This is a genomic window from Mesorhizobium monacense (genome assembly GCF_056781675.1).
Window position 1 is genome coordinate 34,320 of sequence record NZ_CM165567.1, and the last position, 16,670, is coordinate 50,989.

Annotated in this window: 16 protein-coding genes and 1 pseudogene; 12 read left to right on the forward strand and 5 right to left on the reverse strand. The window is 60.7% G+C overall.

Annotation, left to right across the window (positions count from 1 at the left end):
• The first annotated feature begins 74 nt into the window (after positions 1–74).
• Both AC1RUK_RS00130 and AC1RUK_RS00135 read left to right on the forward strand, forming a co-directional pair.
• Positions 75–1,168, forward strand: a pseudogene (locus AC1RUK_RS00130) (enolase C-terminal domain-like protein).
• A gap of 517 nt (positions 1,169–1,685) precedes the next feature.
• Positions 1,686–1,994 (forward strand): hypothetical protein, encoded by a 309-nt coding sequence (locus tag AC1RUK_RS00135; protein WP_481837274.1) that lies wholly within the window; start codon positions 1,686–1,688, stop codon positions 1,992–1,994.
• 225 nt (positions 1,995–2,219) lie between these two features.
• On the opposite strand, the gene AC1RUK_RS00140 is transcribed toward AC1RUK_RS00135, so the two are convergent.
• Positions 2,220–2,702 (reverse strand): GFA family protein, encoded by a 483-nt coding sequence (locus AC1RUK_RS00140; protein WP_481837273.1) that lies wholly within the window; start codon positions 2,700–2,702, stop codon positions 2,220–2,222.
• A gap of 487 nt (positions 2,703–3,189) precedes the next feature.
• Positions 3,190–3,441, reverse strand: a complete 252-nt coding sequence (locus tag AC1RUK_RS00145) for a helix-turn-helix domain-containing protein (RefSeq protein ID WP_481837272.1) — start codon at positions 3,439–3,441, stop codon at positions 3,190–3,192.
• Between the two features lie 125 nt (positions 3,442–3,566).
• On the opposite strand from AC1RUK_RS00145, the gene AC1RUK_RS00150 reads away from it, so the two are divergent.
• Together AC1RUK_RS00150 and AC1RUK_RS34460 are read left to right on the forward strand one after the other, a co-directional pair.
• On the forward strand, positions 3,567–4,283 hold the full coding sequence (locus AC1RUK_RS00150; protein ID WP_481837271.1) for a hypothetical protein: 717 nt from the start codon (positions 3,567–3,569) through the stop codon (positions 4,281–4,283).
• Between the two features lie 131 nt (positions 4,284–4,414).
• Positions 4,415–4,705, forward strand: a complete 291-nt coding sequence (locus AC1RUK_RS34460) for a Y4oE-related protein (RefSeq protein ID WP_488656671.1) — start codon at positions 4,415–4,417, stop codon at positions 4,703–4,705.
• 194 nt (positions 4,706–4,899) lie between these two features.
• Here AC1RUK_RS34460 and AC1RUK_RS00155 read toward each other — a convergent pair whose 3' ends face one another.
• The gene (locus tag AC1RUK_RS00155; RefSeq protein WP_481837270.1) at positions 4,900–5,103 is read right to left on the reverse strand and encodes a hypothetical protein; all 204 of its coding nucleotides are present in this window, start codon (positions 5,101–5,103) and stop codon (positions 4,900–4,902) included.
• 18 nt (positions 5,104–5,121) lie between these two features.
• Here AC1RUK_RS00155 and AC1RUK_RS00160 point away from each other — a divergent pair, with 18 nt between their 5' ends.
• The 4 genes from AC1RUK_RS00160 to AC1RUK_RS00175 all read left to right on the forward strand — a co-directional run bounded on the left by AC1RUK_RS00160 (position 5,122) and on the right by AC1RUK_RS00175 (position 9,908).
• The gene (locus tag AC1RUK_RS00160) at positions 5,122–5,355 is read left to right on the forward strand and encodes a hypothetical protein (protein ID WP_481836567.1); all 234 of its coding nucleotides are present in this window, start codon (positions 5,122–5,124) and stop codon (positions 5,353–5,355) included.
• A 24-nt stretch (positions 5,356–5,379) separates the two neighbouring features.
• Positions 5,380–7,167 (forward strand): recombinase family protein, encoded by a 1,788-nt coding sequence (locus AC1RUK_RS00165; RefSeq protein ID WP_481836566.1) that lies wholly within the window; start codon positions 5,380–5,382, stop codon positions 7,165–7,167.
• Positions 7,142–8,518, forward strand: a complete 1,377-nt coding sequence (locus tag AC1RUK_RS00170) for an aspartate aminotransferase family protein (protein ID WP_481837269.1) — start codon at positions 7,142–7,144, stop codon at positions 8,516–8,518. The genes AC1RUK_RS00165 and AC1RUK_RS00170 overlap by 26 nt, the downstream gene beginning before the upstream one ends.
• A gap of 619 nt (positions 8,519–9,137) precedes the next feature.
• A complete protein-coding gene (locus AC1RUK_RS00175) occupies positions 9,138–9,908 on the forward strand; it encodes a LuxR C-terminal-related transcriptional regulator (protein WP_481837268.1) in 771 nt (256 codons plus the stop codon).
• 109 nt (positions 9,909–10,017) lie between these two features.
• Here the strand turns inward: AC1RUK_RS00175 and AC1RUK_RS00180 are convergent, their stop codons facing one another.
• On the reverse strand, positions 10,018–11,160 hold the full coding sequence (locus AC1RUK_RS00180; protein ID WP_481837267.1) for a hypothetical protein: 1,143 nt from the start codon (positions 11,158–11,160) through the stop codon (positions 10,018–10,020).
• A 773-nt stretch (positions 11,161–11,933) separates the two neighbouring features.
• Between AC1RUK_RS00180 and AC1RUK_RS00185 the strand changes: the two genes are divergently transcribed.
• Entirely contained in the window at positions 11,934–12,524 is a 591-nt protein-coding gene (locus AC1RUK_RS00185; protein ID WP_481837266.1) for a sugar transferase, read from the forward strand.
• 49 nt (positions 12,525–12,573) lie between these two features.
• On the opposite strand, the gene AC1RUK_RS00190 is transcribed toward AC1RUK_RS00185, so the two are convergent.
• A complete protein-coding gene (locus tag AC1RUK_RS00190) occupies positions 12,574–12,822 on the reverse strand; it encodes a hypothetical protein (protein WP_481837265.1) in 249 nt (82 codons plus the stop codon).
• A 501-nt stretch (positions 12,823–13,323) separates the two neighbouring features.
• Here AC1RUK_RS00190 and AC1RUK_RS00195 point away from each other — a divergent pair.
• From AC1RUK_RS00195 to AC1RUK_RS00205, 3 genes are all read left to right on the forward strand, one after another.
• Positions 13,324–14,604, forward strand: a complete 1,281-nt coding sequence (locus AC1RUK_RS00195; RefSeq protein ID WP_481837264.1) for an O-antigen ligase family protein — start codon at positions 13,324–13,326, stop codon at positions 14,602–14,604.
• A gap of 73 nt (positions 14,605–14,677) precedes the next feature.
• The gene (locus tag AC1RUK_RS00200) at positions 14,678–15,511 is read left to right on the forward strand and encodes a hypothetical protein (RefSeq protein WP_481837263.1); all 834 of its coding nucleotides are present in this window, start codon (positions 14,678–14,680) and stop codon (positions 15,509–15,511) included.
• Entirely contained in the window at positions 15,508–16,545 is a 1,038-nt protein-coding gene (locus AC1RUK_RS00205; protein WP_481837262.1) for a hypothetical protein, read from the forward strand. Before AC1RUK_RS00200 ends, AC1RUK_RS00205 begins: the two co-directional genes overlap by 4 nt.
• Positions 16,546–16,670 lie beyond the last annotated feature (125 nt).

The window sequence follows — 16,670 nt, forward strand, 5'->3', positions numbered from 1 at the left end:
CGCTACTGAATTTACATCGCGACCAGATAAGCAGAAAAGCCCGGACATAGGCAATAAACTCGCAGGTGCCCGGCATGCCGTTCCCCGCATTGACCTTGAGAGGTATCACCGCACGACCAGTCGTCCTGAAGCTGAACCGCCCGATTGTCGCGCGCATTGCGACGATCACGGAATGGCCGCTCATTCTCATTGATCTCCACACCGAGGAGGGGGTCATCGGGCGCAGCTATCTGGAACCGTATGTCGTAAAATCCATGCGCTACCTCGTGCCGGCCATCGAGGATCTCGGCGCATTGCTCAAAGGCCGCAGCATAGCTCCTATCGAGTTATTTAGCGCGGCACGCAAGTCCCTTCACTTTGTTGGCTATGAAGGGTTGTCGCTGATTGCGGCCTCGGGGCTTGATATGGCTGCCTGGGATGCGCTCGCAAAGGCAGCGGGTCTGCCACTCTGTGTACTGCTTGGCGGCTCGGTGGGGCCGGTGAAATCATATAACAGCAACGGCCTTTGGCTGAAGGACCCGGAAGCCGTCGCCGCTGAGGCGCTGGAATTACGCGACCAGGGCGGCTTCACTGGCCTCAAGCTACGGCTCGGTCGCGAGCGACCATCTGATGATCTTACGACAGTCGCTGCCGTGCGCAAGGCGGTCGGCGACGACATGCATCTGATGGTCGATTTCAACCAAGGGCTCGACCTGGCAGAGGCCCTGCAGCGCTGCCACATGATCGACCACCTTGGGCTTGCCTGGATCGAGGAGCCCATCGTCTACGACAATCTCGATGGCTTTGCCCAACTTGCCGCGAATTGAAGACGCCAATCCAGATCGGCGAGAACTTCTATGGGCCACGGGAAATTCATAAGGCGCTTCAGAAAAAGGCGTGCGATCTCGTCATGCCTGACTTCATGCGCATCGGCGGCGTAACCGGCTGGATGAGGGCAGCGGCCATTGCGGGCGCCGCCGGCGTTCCTATGTCGACGCACCTCTACCCAGAAGTTGCTGCCCACGTCTTGCGCGTGACCGAGACGGCCCATTGGCTTGAGTGGCAAGACTGGGCAGATCCTCTTCTCCAAACGCCGTACCGCATGAAGGACGGGGAACTGCATATCCCCAATGTGCCCGGGATTGGAATCGAATGGGATGAGGATGCTGTCGCAGCCAACCTCGCATAGTCCCTGATGCCGCAGACGCGACAACCGCTCGACCATGGTGTTGCTGGTCCACCGAGAAGGGGGCCGCGTGCGGCTAAGCCGTTATTCGTCGCCCGGCGAACGAAGGGTCGCCCTCGGGTCGGTTCGTGACGTTCCTAAATAGGCTGACCAATGACCGCTCATGGCGCTACTTGCTGGTTCTCATCTGCGAGACGAAAGGCAACATTCGACCCCGTTGCGGACGCTCGTTCGCAGAAGGCGTACGGTGAAGTTTGACCCAACCACGCCCTTCGGCGGGAGCTTCCGAAGGGCAGAAGTAGGTAATGGGAAGCGGCCAATCGGCTTTCATCCGATGGTTCGCGAACCTGCCCCGTGACCCTTGGGAATGCTGAGACAGCAGCGTGCCAGTGATGTTCATTTGTCGGTCTGGCAATCTAGCACCAATGTTGTAGTTAATGATGTCGGTGGTGGCGACGAGCGGCGTTCCGGCGTCTGTCCCCTTCAGCGATCACAACGGAGTTCGCATGGTTGGAACGGGATGGACGCGAACGCGAACATCAATACGGCAGTCTTTGCCGCTTACCTGAAATGCCCGACGAAAGCGTATCTCACGGCGCATGGTGAGAAGTCACAAGACACTTTCTTCGCTGACACGCTCGGGCGCATTTCGTCCACGTACAAGGCCAAGGTGAGCCAAGGGCTCCGAACAGGATCGACCGACGTAGTACCATTCAACTGCTTGCGGCCGAATGGCTTCGCCTCCGCGTACACGCCCACCCTGTTTGTGGATTGTGAGATTGCGTCGCTCTCGGGCGACCTGCTCATGCCCGCGCGGGTAAGCCGTTGAAAGCATTGGTGCCGCGCGTTCGTCAGCACGTTTGTCCGGGAAACGTGCCGGCGGGAATCGGCCCGTGAGCGGTTTCGCGGCGCTGCGAAAGCGGTACTCTCATTCATGGCAAGTCCGCCAGCGTCCGCGCCAGCATCAGCCGGTCGAGCCGCGCATCCGGTCCGTAGCGAGGCCGTCAGGGAAAGGTCCGAGTTCCCCCCGTGGGTGGGTGCCCCGGAAAACGTGTCAGCTGCTCGTCTCGGAGGCTTTGCCAGCGGCTTGCGACCGCGCTGCGCTTGTGACGGGTGGTTCGCCGCGTTGCTGCAAGCCATCGCCGATCTCTTCCCAAGGCACTTTGTCTTCGACGAACCAGTGGTTCGACTGGCCCCATGACGCATCCTTGGTCAAAGGCCACTCGTCGGGGTGGTCAAGCGAACCGATCAGGACCCAGAGGCTTGGATTGGCGTCGTAGATGAAGGCGATTGGCGAGCCGCACTCCGCGCAGAAAGCCCGTCTCGCGAAACCGCTCGAGCGGTAGTACTTCGGATCGCCTTTGGTGTAGCTGAAACCCGTGCCCGAAAACTTCACCGTGGCTTGGAAGAGCCCGCCATAGGCCTTCTGGCACATCTTGCAGTGGCAATAGGCGCCGTGGACGGGTGGCTCCTTCGACTCGAAGCGGACTGCGCCACACAGGCAACCGCCGGTCACCGGAAGATGAGGGGTTGGCATGGCGACCGCCTCCGCGGGTTTGTCTGCCGGGAAGAACAGCTTACTCCATCCCGTAGCGGAAATCAGCCCTGCAGCCGCCAGGTTATCTTTAGATCACTCGATGACTCACATCCGCACCCGCTCGGCTCTCGGGTCGTACATCGGCTTGAGAGACGCGAGCCACTCCACCAGCTGCTTCTTCCTCATCTCGAGCGGCCTCTGCGGGTTGCCGACAAGCGACCTGATGCTCGCCGGCAAGTCCTTCTTGTCGGTCAGGAAAATGTCACCAAGAACGACAGCTTAGCGTCCGAAACACGACCTTATCGGCTATCGTCGCGAAGGTCCTGAGATGGCGCAACCACGACCTCCACCGTGGTCGCCGGCAACGTCTGCTATCGGGCAACAGCGAAGAGCACCTCAACGGCCGACATGGGGCGCATTGCTGCCATTCGGTCGTGAACTCTCCGATGACCGAAGCGGGTCCAAATTTGCCCCATTTGTTGTGAGGTCATTTGCTTTCCAGACGGCGTGCTAGCCGTACGCCAGGCCCGCCGCCATTCTCTGGGATGAACTCGATACCGGCAGCTTCCAATGCTGCAGTTAGCGCCTCCAGCGTGGTTTGCCTCGAAACCGCTTGGGCATTCTCAATTCTGACGAGCGTGCGAACGGTTATCCCGGATGCGTTAGCCAGATCCTCTCTCGTCCAGCCAATTAAGGCTCGGGCTGCACGAAACTGCTGAGGCGATATATCCTTTTTCATGACATTTCTTCTTGTTAAAAGTCACAAAAAGTGACATACCGGAATGGTAAAAGACGCGGCCGCACGAGGTGCTCGTTACACCCGGCGCGGCCTGACCACCACCCAAGCTGATTGGAGCTCGGATCATGGCTGATTCCGACAATAGCATGACTCTGCCTTTCGTCACTCGCAGGCAAGTGCTTGCAGGAGGGATGATCACGTCCACTGCTTTGCTGCTTGAGAAAAGCCCCGTTGCCGGCAAGGCGGCCGCAACGAGTATGCCCCTCGACCCAGCGCTGGCGCTTTGGCGGGAATGGGAGACAGCCCACAAGCTGACCGAGCGGCTTTGCCGCGGGCAGCAGCGCCTGGAGACGAGGCTTGTCGAGAGCGTCGGCTTTCCTTGTGTGACCGTCCGCCTGCCAGAGGGGGAGGACGTGATGGTCCACTCGATCAAGGTGCTCAATGAAGTGCTCGGCAAAGGGGCGGATATGGCGGCTCTCCGCGAGAAGGCCGAAGCTGATTTGGCGGTACATCAGACGCGGTGGGATGCGGCTGCCAAGGAGACCGGTTACACCGCCGCGCTCAGAGCCGAGCGCGAGGCTGGCGAGCGGGCGGAGGATCTTTTGGAAGCGCTCTCAACGACCCCCGCCACGACTCTCGCCGGTGTGGCGGGCAAGCTCGATGCCGTGTTGCGCGAGGGCGAGGCCTGGGAGGAATGTTCGGAGTTCCCCTGGCTGCAAATCCGCTCGGCGCTCAGCGATCTGGTGCGCATCGCCGAGCAGATGGTGCCGGAACAGTTCTTTCCCGGCGAGCGGCGTCCCAAGCTCCGCAGGCGGCGGGCTGGCTGCTGTTTCCGCGCCTGAAGGGCGAGGAAGGAGGCGAGCTATGAAGACCCATCCAACCCAACTTCCGGCTTCAGCCAAGAAACTCTTAACTTGCAGCGAAGCGTCTATCTCCCGACAGCCTTCAACCGCCAGGGAGCTGGCGGCACAGAATGCTCTTGCGGCATCTCATCATCCGACGACGAGCGATCCCGATCTGCTGGACGCCTTCAGCCGCGACGCCGCCTTGGAGAAATGGACCGTTCCCGAAGCTAGCAGCGAAAGCCCTGTGGGGAGAGACAGCCGCGACCGCAATCGCCTGGTGCGCCGTGTCGGCGCATTGCGACGGGCGGACACAGGAGTACCGATTCTGGTTTCGGGTATTCGCCTGTCTTCAAGCGGGTTCGCCCGATTCCGAAGTGCAAGAAGCGTCCGGGAAGGCTCGTCCATGCTCTTCCCGATAAGGGAGATTATGTCCAGCGAGGGAACTGCCTGCTTGTCGAGAGGAAGCCGGACCGAAGCCAGCCCGTCAAGGCCAGAGCCGCTTCGCGGTGGCGCGTGCCGCGCCAGCCTTGACCGGCAGTTTTCGGCCCGGCGGACGCTTCGGACGCAGGCAAGGCTCCGGCACGTGCAATACCGCTCTATTCATCAGGGAGCGTTACTCCGGCAGCTCGTCGCCCTTGATCGGCGCCTTCCCTTTGCCGGCCCGCTTCAGGATGTTCAGCGCCTTGGGGATGTCGGCAAGAGCAGCGCGGAATCCCAGATCGCAGTGCGCAAGTATTTGCACGCCACCGTACGACCACGCGAGTTTTGACCTTTTTGTTGTGACCGTTTCGCGCCTCAATGCCTGTTTGATCTCCACGGAAGAGCAGGCATCGCCATGACGGATGAGACCAAACCGGCCAATGACAACCAGGGTGCTGGTATTACCGACGTTGCGACACGCGACAAGTTAGACAAGGTTGTGTTGTCGATCGCCCGCCTCATCGGCCGTCAGATCGCACGGGAGCATTTTCAGACGCAGCAGGCAGCCAATGACAACCGGATGTTCCCTAGCCGAGCAGAAGCACCACGCGACGAGAGCGGGAGCGGTGCAGAGAACGAAGCTGGGTAGGGGACGAGGAGAGGAGGTCAGCCGATGGCCCGTGTAGCACTCTATGCCCGCTATTCTTCCGACAATCAGAGCGAAAGCTCGATTGACGACCAGTTCCACCTTTGCCGGCTGCAGGCGACGCGTGAGCGATGGGAGGTGGCCGGCACCTATCATGATGCGGCGATTTCCGGAGCGAGCACAATCCTGCGGCACGGCATCCAGCAACTCGTCCGCGACGCCCAGCGCGGCGTCTTCGAGGTGGTGCTGGCCGAAGCGCTCGACCGGATTTCCCGCGACCAGGCCGATGTCGCCAGCCTCTTCAAACACCTGCGCTTCGCGGGCGTGAGGATCGTCACCCTGGCGGAAGGCGAGATATCGGAGCTTCATGTCGGCCTGAAGGGCACGATGAATGCGCTGTTCCTGAAGGACCTTGCCATGAAGACCCATCGCGGCCTGCGGGGCCGGGTGGAGAAGGGCAAGGCCGGTGGCGGGCTCTGCTACGGCTATCGCGTGGTGAAGAAGACGGATTCCGGCGGCGAGCCAATCCGCGGAGACCGCGAGATCGTGCCGGAGGAAGCGGAAGTCATCCGCCGCATCTTCCGCGAGTTTGCTTCCGGCAAGAGCCCGAAGGGCATCGCTGTCGATCTCAACAGAGATGGCATTCCCGGTCCGCTCGGCCGCGCCTGGGGCGACACCAGCATCCGCGGCCATGCCTGTCGGGGCACCGGCATACTCAACAACGAGCTCTATACGGGCGTTCTGGTCTGGAACCGGCAGCGCTTCGTCAAGGACCCATCCACCGGCAAGCGCGTGTCGCGCCCGAACCCGGAAAGCGAATGGATCAGGACCGAGGTGCCGCATCTGCGGACAGTCGATGACGAACTCTGGCAGGCGGCGAAGGCCCGCCAGCAGCAAATCGCCAAGCTCTTCGAGACAACGACGGCCGGTGTGCGGGAGGCGAGGGCGAAGCGGCTGCACGCAGCACGGCGGCCGGTCTCGCTGCTTTCCGGCCTGCTCAGTTGCGAGTGCTGCGGCGGCAAATATGGTCTCATCCTTCGCGACCGTTTCGGCTGCCTCAACCATCACCGGCGCGGCACCTGCAACAACAATCGCACCATTGTCCGAGCCAGGATCGAGGAGCGGGTTCTTTCCGGCCTCAAGGACCGGCTGGTCTGCGCCGAGTCGGTCGCAGAGGCGGTACGTGCCTATGCAGAGGAGATGAACCGCCTCAACCGCGAGCGGCGGGCGCAGGCGCAAGCAGACCGCAAGGCGCTGGAGAAGATCGAGCGCGCTATTGCCGGCATCATCGTAGCGATCGAGGACGGCATGTATCAGCCGGTGATGAAGGCGCGCGCTGAGGAACTGGAGCGGCAGAAGGCAGAGATCATGGGCCGCATGGCTGAGGCGCCGGCCGATGTGCCGGACGTTCATCCCAACATCGCCAACATCTACCGCATCAGGGTTGTTGCCTTCACTGAATTGCTCAACGACCCAGTCGGCGGCCGGGAAGCGGCCGAGGCGCTGCGCTCACTTATTGGTGAGGTGGTTCTTTCGCCCGGTAGCAAGCGAGGCGAGGTCATCGCCGAGCTACGCGGCGAACTGCTCGGCATCCTTGATTTTGCCAATCCTCGGCAAGATCATCGGATTGGAGAAGTTATGACAAAGGTCGAATCCTGTCCCCGCAACCAAATTTCGAAAACGGCCCGCCTTGTGCGGGCCGTTTTCGTTTGGGAACATGCAAGAGGGAAATTGCGGAACCCCAAGAGGGCAGCAGACAGTTCCCGTACGCATGCAGACAGGAGCCGTCATGGACGCCAGACCCAATTCCCCTGAAGCCCGTGACATACGCTACCATCTGCATGGCTATACCAATGCCCGCAAGCATCAGGAATCGGGCCCGCTCGTTATCGAGAAGGGCGATGGCATCTATGTCGAGGACGTGGCCGGCAATCGCTACATCGAAGCGATGGCGGGCCTGTGGAGCGTAGCCGTCGGCTTTTCGGAAAAGCGGCTTGTCGACGCCGCCACGAGGCAGATGTCGAAGCTGCCCTATTATCACGACTTCGGTTCGAAATCGCATTCGCCGCTGATCGACCTGGCTGAAAAGCTGGTCCAGATGGCGCCGGTCCCGATGAGCAAGGCGTATTTCACCAATTCGGGCTCCGAGGCCAACGACACGGCCATGAAGATGGTCTGGTACCGGTCAAATGCGCTCGGCCAGCCGGGGAGAAAGAAGATCGTCAGCCGCAAACGCGGCTATCACGGCGTGACGATTGCCGCGGCAAGCCTGACCGGGCTGCCCAACAACCATCTGTCATTCGACCTGCCGATCGCCAACGTGCTCCACACATCGACGCCGCATTACTGGCGCGAAGCGGAACCGGGCGAAAGTGAAGAACAATTCTCGAGCCGTCTTGCCGAGGATCTCGAGACGCTGATCCTTGCGGAGGGACCGGAGACCATCGCCGCCTTTATCGGTGAGCCGATCATGGGCGCGGGCGGAGTCATTGTTCCGCCCGCAGGCTACTGGGCGAAGATCCAGGCGGTGCTGTCGAAATACGACATCCTGCTCGTCGCCGACGAGGTCATCTGCGGCTTTGGCCGGACAGGCGAGATGTTCGGCTCGCAAACCTTCGGCATCAAGCCCGACATCATGGTGCTGTCCAAGCAGATCTCTTCCTCCTACCTGCCAATCTCGGCCCTGCTCATCAATGAGAAGGTTTTTGAGCCGATCGCGGACGAGAGCGACCGCATCGGCACGTTTGGGCATGGCTTCACTGGCGGCGGCCATCCCGTCGCCGCGGCTGTGGCGCTGGAGAATCTCAAGCTGATCGAGGAGCGCGACCTTGTCGGCAATGCGCGTACGGTCGGTGCGCACATGCAGGCACGGCTGCGCAAGCTCGCTTCGCACCCGCTCGTCGGAGAGGTGCGCGGCATCGGCTTGATCGCGGCCATCGAATTGGTCGTCGACAAGGCCAGCAAGTCGCCGTGGGGCAAGCCCGGCGCGCTCGGCGCACTGGTCAACGGGTTGCTGCAGCAGAATGGTGTCATCTCGCGCAACATGGGCGATGCGATCGCCTTCTGTCCGCCGCTGATCATCACCGAGGCCCAGGTCGATGCGCTGATCGATGCATTCGAACGGTCGCTCGCCGCCGCCCTCCCGCAGGTCCGGGCGCAGGGCTGAACAGTCTGCGTTGCCTTCCGGGTTTCATGACCGGTCGTCATCGGAGCGAGGCGGTGCGCCGACCAGGGGGCGCTGTCACGCCCATTTGGAGGGCCGCTCGCCGCATGTGGTCACGGTCGCCGACTGCCGTGGTTGGGTGCGAGCTAGCGGCACGGGCAGCCGAGGCCAGGACTTTTCCTGGAATTTGAGGCCCCCCGTTTTCCTCAAGCCGCAAGTGTCCCCAGACCAAAAGGCAAGGAGGAGTGTTCAGCTTCCTGGTGTAATTCTCGACGATGCAATGTAAGGTTGTTATCCTTTCGGATTACATTAGTCACCTAAGATATAATTACCAAATTGTTAACCGGGATTAATGCGAGTTTTCCACAGTACCCGTAGTATGGATCTAGGTAGGTCGGGCTGGGCTACCTAAACGGAGAGTGGCGGGTGGCACCGTACGTCGAGCGTTGGATCGACGTTTTGCCTACTCCTTGAGATTTACTCCCAGTGAACGTGCAGGGCTGATATGCCGTGGATGAGGCTTATCGGTTCACGCGCACGAGAGGCTTTGCGTGCAGCGCAAGGCAAAGAAAAGAGAGGATATAGGGAAAGTAAATCGGCAACGGAGAGGAGGAGTAAGGCTATGGTGTACTCTCAAAATCCCGATTTCTCGAATGGTGCCACGGGGGTGGCAATACACAATGGACATAATGGGCATCTGCCCGATAGCAGTGGTGTCGGCAAGATTAGGCTTGAAGGCGGACACCAGAACGAAGGTCTGGTCGTAATCATCGACAAGCGAGCACTTGAGCGGGAATGCCTGGCTCGCGGCCTTGTCGAACACAATCCTAGCTTACGGGTCAGTGCCGTGGGATCGCTCGACGAATTCCACAACATTGCCGACGCGGGCGAACCATCAGCTTTCCTCGTGCTCCTGGGGGCTAAAAGGGTCACAGACCAAAGTGTTCGGGCGGAACTCTTGAACTTCGTTTCCGAGGTCGGCGCCGTGCCTGTAATCGTGGTCGCGGATTCCGATGAACCGGGCGAGATTCTCGCGGCTCTTGAAAGTGGCGCTCGAGGCTACATTCCGACAAGTGTGACAGTGAAGGTCGCTGCCGAGGCCACTGGCCTCGCTCGCGCCGGTGGAATCTTTGTACCCGCCAGCTGCGTGCTGGCGCTTCGGGAGATCATCCACGCGACCGCAAGCAGCACCCGTCCACTCACCGGCATGTTCACCGTGCGCGAGGCCGCCGTTGTGGAGGCGCTCAGAAAAGGCAAGGCGAACAAGATAATCGCCTATGAGCTCAACCTTTGCGAGAGTACCGTCAAGGTCCACATCCGCAACATAATGAAAAAACTGAAGGCTACGAACCGTACGGAAGTAGCTTACAAGCTCAGAGAGATGATGCTTTGAAGCGCCGCCTGGCCGGCCTTTGACGGGCCGGCCCAGCTGATGTGACTGCCGGACACTATCGCTACGATTGCGGGCGGGCCTCGTTGAGGTCCGAGCGCGAGTCTGATGCTCAGCGATCCGCCGTTCCCTCCGGGTCCTTTTCGCGCAACAGATGCGCGTCGGCGAGTGTCTCCGCGCGTGTCCGCTCAACCATCCCGGACCCTGCCTTCACAATATATCCAACGCTGTCCCGCCCCAGTTCCGCGCCGCGATATGCGGCTTCGGCGGCCTTCAGCCCGCCGGTGAGCTTGCGGATCGCCGGAGCCGCTCCGAGCACGTCCAGCGGCAGGCCCAGTTGACCGCGGGCGGGCCGCTTCGGCGGCCACACCGTCAGGCCGAAGTAGCTGGCGGCCGAGCGGTCGATCTCGCCGCTGAACTGCACCAGCAACGCCTGGCGCGAGCTCTCGGAAATGCGGCCCAGGGTGTTGATATCCATTGGCGGTCTGTCGGACGGCCGCAACGCGGCAACGATCACATCCCATTTGCCGTCGGTCAGGAGCGACGGGTGCGCAAAAACGCTCACTCTCGCCCCACGCTCGCGCAGAGCCTGCTCGATGAATGGTGCACAGGGCGTATCACAGACAAGGGCGACTGTTGCGCCGCCTTGCTCAACGCCTGCCTGGTCGAGCATAATGCAACATAACCGTGCGAACTCAGGCAGCAGGTTAATGGCCGGATGGCCGAGATTGGGAGCCACGACCTTGATGCCGGCGTCGTCACAGCTGTCGAAGTCCACAACGCCTGGCCGAAGCTCCCACGGTTCAGCCATCAGCGAAACCACAGCATGAGGGGGCAGAAGTTCAACGAGCGATCTCGAGATTGGCCCGACCGGGAGACCGTTCGCGAGGACATCGACGTCCTGCCATCCGCGGCTGTCGATGCGGTTCATCACTTCCACGCGTTCGGAGACATGGGCGTATCTGGCACATGCCAACGTCGCGTCGACGGCTGTTGCCAGGCTCGGATGTCTTTGGAATTCGCCGGCGAGCGCTATGACACGGCCGGCATCGGCCAGCGCGGCGGCGGTCGCAGCTACCGCCTGGCATCCCGTCGCGGCGCCAACGACCACTGTTAGCCCGGAGAGATCGAGATCGAGCAAGGCTATTTGCTCGCGGACGATGGCAAGTGCTTCCGCGTGATCGATCTCGGGAACATTGCGAGCAACCGGCCTTAAGGGGAACTCAAATGATGAAATCATGAAGCTGTCCGTCACGTTGCGCGCTCTCCATAATCAGATCGGCTGGTAACGTCCTTCGACGCAGAGAGCCCCGCTTCGCGGGATCTCGTCCCGGCGCGGTGCATATGCCGTCACGCATTGGGTCCACCCTTGGCCCGGCTTGCGCGTCTGCAAGCGCGGTCCCCAGATTTGCAGTCTGCGAAGCAAAGGGGTGGCCTGTATTCGGGTGGCACTCTCGACCGCCTCATGACGGATACAGTTCCAATGCGTCATTCTCGCAAGTAAGGCCGAATTTGTCCGAACCGCTACCACGGCAATCGGATGCCGATGATACGCCGTTTGGTCGGAAGACTTACCGCCGCCATGGCAGCAATGCGCGGACCTCTCCGAATGAATAGGGAGGCGCCATCGGCGCCTTGCCGGCTACTGCTATTGCGCCGGCAGCGTCCGCACGGCGGCAACAGCCCAGTGCGACGCGGTTCTAGCCCCTCCTAAACGTCCACCTGCGCCTTCCCGGGGGCCCCTGCACCGGAAAACGGCTCTCAGCGGCCTGGGCTGCCTTCGCGGCCTAGCCGGCACATGACATCGGGTGCCTTGAAATAAGGCTAAGGGGGTAACCGGGAACAGTTAGCTGGCTACCTCCTTTGCGGCTCTTGTCGAGATTGGTCCGTCGCTGTGAAGTTGTACGCAGCAACAGCCAGTGTTCCTGGACGAAACCCGTGACAATCAGCGCATTTGACATAAACTCCCGCAGGCCCGGCCTCCACGTTGGCCGGAGCCATCGTCCGCTTGGAGGCCGGCGCAAGAGGATGATGGACGTGACGGTCGCCCTGACCGCGCTTGTCCTGGCCTCTCCGGTCATGCTGGTCGTAGCCCTTCTGATATGGGTGACCGACGGCGGGCCGGCGATATTTTCCCACACCCGTGTCGGTTTCAACGGCAAGCGTTTCGCCTGCTACAAGTTCAGGACCATGGTGGCCAACTCTCAGCAGGTTCTGGCCGACTACCTGGCGAAGAACCCCGAAGCCGCCAAGGAGTGGGAGCAGAACTGGAAGTTCAAGAACGACCCACGCATAACATTCCTGGGGCGCATCCTCAGGAAGTCGAGCCTGGATGAACTGCCGCAGCTCATCAACGTGCTGCGCGGGGAAATGAGCTGTGTCGGTCCGCGCCCGGTCGTTCCCGACGAACTGCAACGCTACGGCGCCTGTGCGGCCGAGTATCTGCAAGCCCGGCCGGGACTGACCGGCCTGTGGCAAGTGACGGGCAGAGACGCAGTAGACTATGCCAGTCGTGTCTCCATCGACAGCCGCTATATACGAAACTGGTCCATATGGGCCGATGTCGTCATCCTCGGACGGACGGTCTTCGCCGTGATGAAGTTCGACCATGCGTCCTGACTGAAAGCACGCCGCGTTTGAACGGCTTCATACGACGCGCCACGCTCCGTCATTGCTCACGGGTCGTGCCACGGCGCCATATGGCGCCGAGCAAGAGGCCGAGCACATAGGCGCATTGCAGCGTGGCGACGAGGAGCAAGATCGAAAGCAGGCGCTGCCGATCGAACAGACCGTCGGTGCCGCTTGCGGCGGCGCTGATCACGACGGTCACAGCCGTCACGACGATGAGTGCAGGTGCGCGAAAGCGAAATCCCAGCAAAATGCCGGTCACGCCGACGGCGACAAGGCTCCAAAGCACGGCGATCTCCTGGGCCCGGAAGAACCAATGTGCCGCGCAAAGTCTCCCACATTTTGCGAACCCCTACCAACATTCAAATCCGGTGCACGCCTATCGTTCGAGATCTGCGCGCCTGGGGCTGCACTATGTGCCCCTCCCTCATGGCAACAAAGGCCTCGGGAACCGCGCCTCGGTCGCTTGCACAAAAGGCGTAGGTCACCTTGCACCAATGTCACCCTTTCGCTCATTTCCTTGTCCACCGGCTGAGCTTACGCTGCTTGTTGAATGATATGCGGAGTATTCACCCGCAGTGCGGCAGCATGCCTTGAATTGTTGTGCACGGGCGAACGCTGGGCGACTTGTTTCTCAGTGTTACTTGTTCAGGGTAAACGGTGCTGGATGTTGCGTAGCGATGAAGGACCGCGTCGGCTGCACCTCATTCGCCACGGACAGCCCCGCTCATAGACTTGCCAGAAAAAGCAGGAAGTAGCGCTTTTGGTGCGACATCCCACAGACCATCCCATGCTTCAGGCATCCGTTCTTTTGCTTATCGTGTCGATATGGTTCCCTGGCGCCACGCGGATTGCCGGAACCGATGGGTCACTTTCCTTCCTGCTGGCCCTGTTCTGCGCTCTGGTAAGCGTCGTCTGCTATGGCGAAACGGTACGGCGCCTTCATCATACCGAAGCCGCCCTGGCGGCTGCCGTGCTGACGACATCTGCCTTCATCATCGTTCTTTCCCTTCTATCGATGCTCTATGCAGACAGTCCGCTCCGGACAATGCGCGCAGTTTTCGCGCAGATATTCGGATTTGCCATTGTCCCGGCGGTTGCCGCGATCTCTACGAGGCCCAAGGGTTTCGAGGCGGTCGACAGAATTGTGATGGCGATGATCGTCATGAGCGTGGCAACGTCGTGTCTTGTGACGATCGGCCTGGGCGACGCCAAATTCGCCGACAGGGCTGAAGGATATTTCAAGCACTCGAACCAGCTCGGAATTGCCCTGTCGGCGGGGTTGCCGCTGATCGCCGCGAAGCTGGTTACTGCTCGCAGGCACCGGATTCTCCTGCTGGGCTGTCTTGCGGCGGTGCTGCTGGGCCTGGTGAAATCAGGTTCAAAGACAAATTTCGTTGTCGGCGTTGTCGGTCTTGGAATTTTCTTCGGCCTATACAGTATCTATCTGGTGATGAGAAAGCAGAGGCCGATATCGGTTATCCTTGGCGTGGTTTCGGCTCCCGTGTTGATCCAGGTGTGTTTGGTCACATTGCAGTCCCTCAATCCACGGGCTTACAAGCTGCTGTCGGTTCAACTCTCCGGAGGCGAGGCGCATTCGATCGTATCGCGGCAGCGGCTATGGTCGATGTCCATTGATCTCGGCTTGACGCATCCCTTCATCGGAGTCGGGGCAGGGCAGCCGGTGGGCGACATCGCTCCCCATAGCCACAATTTGTTCATCGATTACTTTAGAACGCTCGGGGTGCCCGGCGTCGCGCTGGTGGCGGTCATCGCTCTGCTGGTCACGGCCTATCTGGTCAGCGCCGTTCTTTCCACACTGTTCGGCAAGCACAGGAACGAGGACGCGGCAGAAGCGAATGTGATGGTGCTCGGTTCGTCGGTTTCCGTATGGAATTACCTCGCCGCAAACCAGATGAGCGATTCCTTCGGTCCATCGACCGCACCGTTCTTCTGGCTGCCTTTGGCACTGCTGATAGCCTATCGGGGGATGCAACGATCGCTCCAGATCGGCCGTGACGGGAATACTGAGCTGTACGCCGGCACGGCACCGCAGGCATTCGAACGCTGAGGACCCGAAGAAGAGCGAGGGCTTTTCCTTGTTTCTTCGACCTTCCAAGAGTCAACTTCACCGGCTGAATCCAATGACTTCGCACACGGTTCGTGACCTGGCGGCAAGCCTGCCGCCAAACGTTGAAGCACGCGCGCTTCAGACAGACATTCGATTTGTGGAGTTCTTTGGTCTGCCCGGGATTGGAAAGACAACCGCCTCCAGCCTGCTGGCGAACAGCTTGCGACGATGCAGCCCGCTGATAGGCGAGGTGCAAATAGCCTGGGGGACAAGAACATTCATCAGCCGGCAGATCTACAGGATCGGTATCGTTGCCCCAAGATTCATGGATCGTGAGTTTCGCTCGCTGCTCGCGCGAATTGCACGCTTTGTCATCGAAAGCGGGCAATCATCGATTGTCGATGCAATCAGGGTCATCTGGAACCTTTCGGTTCTGGTTGCCTATGTTGAGAACGAGAGGCCAAGAAGAAATACCATCGTCATTATGGATCAGGGATTGTTGCAGGGGTTCTGGTCCATCTTGCTGAAGAGCAAGCATCGGGCAACGTCCGAGAAATGGCTCGATATCCTGTCCGCCATTGGCGTGCATGACATGGTCTTCGTCCATCTGCGCGGCGAGACCGGCGTCGCACGAGATCGACTCCAGACGAGGGGCGACCGGTCCTCGCGGATGCAAAGGACATCTCCTGATCGCGACCCTGATCTCTGGTCGACGGCGGATCGTTGTTGCCGCGAGATGGCGGCCGCTCTCGAGACGGGAATGGCAACGGAAGATCATGTCGGCGTATTGGCGGCAGTCGATGTGGACAGGTTGGCGTCGCCTGAGGACGTGGCCGAAAGAGCACTTGAGGCGGTGCTTCTGGCCTGCCTCGACAGGCATCGGCTATGCGGTTCGGCAGGCCAATGAGCACGAATATGGACCGCCGTGCGTTCATGAGCCTTGCCGGTATGTCGCCCGTATTGGCTCTGTTGCCGGCTTCGTCGAAGGCGGAAGGGGCGCAGGCGCCCCTTCAGTCGGATGACAGCGGGAGAGGCACGCAGGTCGTGCTGAGAGGTGAGTACGGCTACGAACAACAATCGGTTCGGGACCTACAGGCCGGAGCAACAGTCGACGCGCGGAATGCGTCCTTCACAGTCGCCAACAGCAGAAACAGCGATCCAAGCGCGCTCATGGGCTGCGATGCGGGGATGCTGCCGGTCAATCGCTATCCACTTGTCATCCGCAACTGTCCCGACGTTCGCTTTATCGGCGGGCGCTTCAACGGCCAGGTGCCGCTGACGTCGGACTGGCGAGATACCTACTGCAACAGCGCGGCCCTGCTCGTCAGGGACGGGACCACCAATGCGACGATAGAAGGTGTCCGCGCGCGCCGTTGCTGGGATGGCATTCGCTTCGCAGAGCGATCTGACGGCTTTCGCCTGAAAGGGTGCTGGCTCAGCGAAATCAGGGATGATGCGGTCGAAAACGACTATCTCCTCAGCGGCAGCATCGAAGATTGCCTGTTCGACGGATGCTTCTCGGGGATCAGTCTGGATCCCGCATCGAACGAACGGGACGGAACACAAGAGATCGTGCGGATCGAGGGGACACTCATCCGCATGCACGCCTATCTGGCCAAGGGCGAGGTCACACATCAAGCCCCGGTCAAGGCTTCCGACAAATCGCCCAGCTTGAAGATCACGGGATCGATCTTTGCGCTGGCTTCGTCAAACATGCGGGGATTTCGGCGCCTGGAACGAACGTGGCAAAAGACCATCGAAAGCCGGGACAATTTGTTGTTGTGGCTGCCCGATGAGCCGATCCCGCCCGCACTGCCGCTGCCGCCGTCCGGTTTCAGGGTGCTGACGGGCAGCAACGCTCGCGAACACTGGGACAAGGTTCAGTTCCAGTGGATCACGGCGCATCAGGATGTGGCCCGGTTCTCCGACGAAGTGCTGTGAGACGTCGCGCAGCATCGGCAAATCGCCGGCCATCTCCTTCCACGGCTTCGTCGAGAGCGATCGCCCGGCTTGAGCCGAGCCGACGAGCGTTCGGGTCGTCCGCGCCTGCGGCCACATCATCGGCA

What these genes read in the sequence shown, in the direction of transcription:
- AC1RUK_RS00205 (WP_481837262.1), top strand. Translation starts at nt 15,508, where the DNA reads ATGAGCACGAATATGGACCGCCGTGCGTTCATGAGCCTTGCCGGTATG.
- AC1RUK_RS00145 (WP_481837272.1), bottom strand. Translation starts at nt 3,441, where the DNA reads ATGAAAAAGGATATATCGCCTCAGCAGTTTCGTGCAGCCCGAGCCTTA.
- AC1RUK_RS00200 (WP_481837263.1), top strand. Translation starts at nt 14,678, where the DNA reads ATGACTTCGCACACGGTTCGTGACCTGGCGGCAAGCCTGCCGCCAAAC.
- AC1RUK_RS00175 (WP_481837268.1), top strand. Translation starts at nt 9,138, where the DNA reads ATGGTGTACTCTCAAAATCCCGATTTCTCGAATGGTGCCACGGGGGTG.
- AC1RUK_RS00165 (WP_481836566.1), top strand. Translation starts at nt 5,380, where the DNA reads ATGGCCCGTGTAGCACTCTATGCCCGCTATTCTTCCGACAATCAGAGC.
- AC1RUK_RS00185 (WP_481837266.1), top strand. Translation starts at nt 11,934, where the DNA reads ATGATGGACGTGACGGTCGCCCTGACCGCGCTTGTCCTGGCCTCTCCG.
- AC1RUK_RS00140 (WP_481837273.1), bottom strand. Translation starts at nt 2,702, where the DNA reads ATGCCAACCCCTCATCTTCCGGTGACCGGCGGTTGCCTGTGTGGCGCA.
- AC1RUK_RS00160 (WP_481836567.1), top strand. Translation starts at nt 5,122, where the DNA reads ATGACGGATGAGACCAAACCGGCCAATGACAACCAGGGTGCTGGTATT.
- AC1RUK_RS00195 (WP_481837264.1), top strand. Translation starts at nt 13,324, where the DNA reads ATGCTTCAGGCATCCGTTCTTTTGCTTATCGTGTCGATATGGTTCCCT.
- AC1RUK_RS34460 (WP_488656671.1), top strand. Translation starts at nt 4,415, where the DNA reads ATGCTCTTGCGGCATCTCATCATCCGACGACGAGCGATCCCGATCTGC.
- AC1RUK_RS00170 (WP_481837269.1), top strand. Translation starts at nt 7,142, where the DNA reads ATGGACGCCAGACCCAATTCCCCTGAAGCCCGTGACATACGCTACCAT.
- AC1RUK_RS00135 (WP_481837274.1), top strand. Translation starts at nt 1,686, where the DNA reads ATGGACGCGAACGCGAACATCAATACGGCAGTCTTTGCCGCTTACCTG.
- AC1RUK_RS00150 (WP_481837271.1), top strand. Translation starts at nt 3,567, where the DNA reads ATGGCTGATTCCGACAATAGCATGACTCTGCCTTTCGTCACTCGCAGG.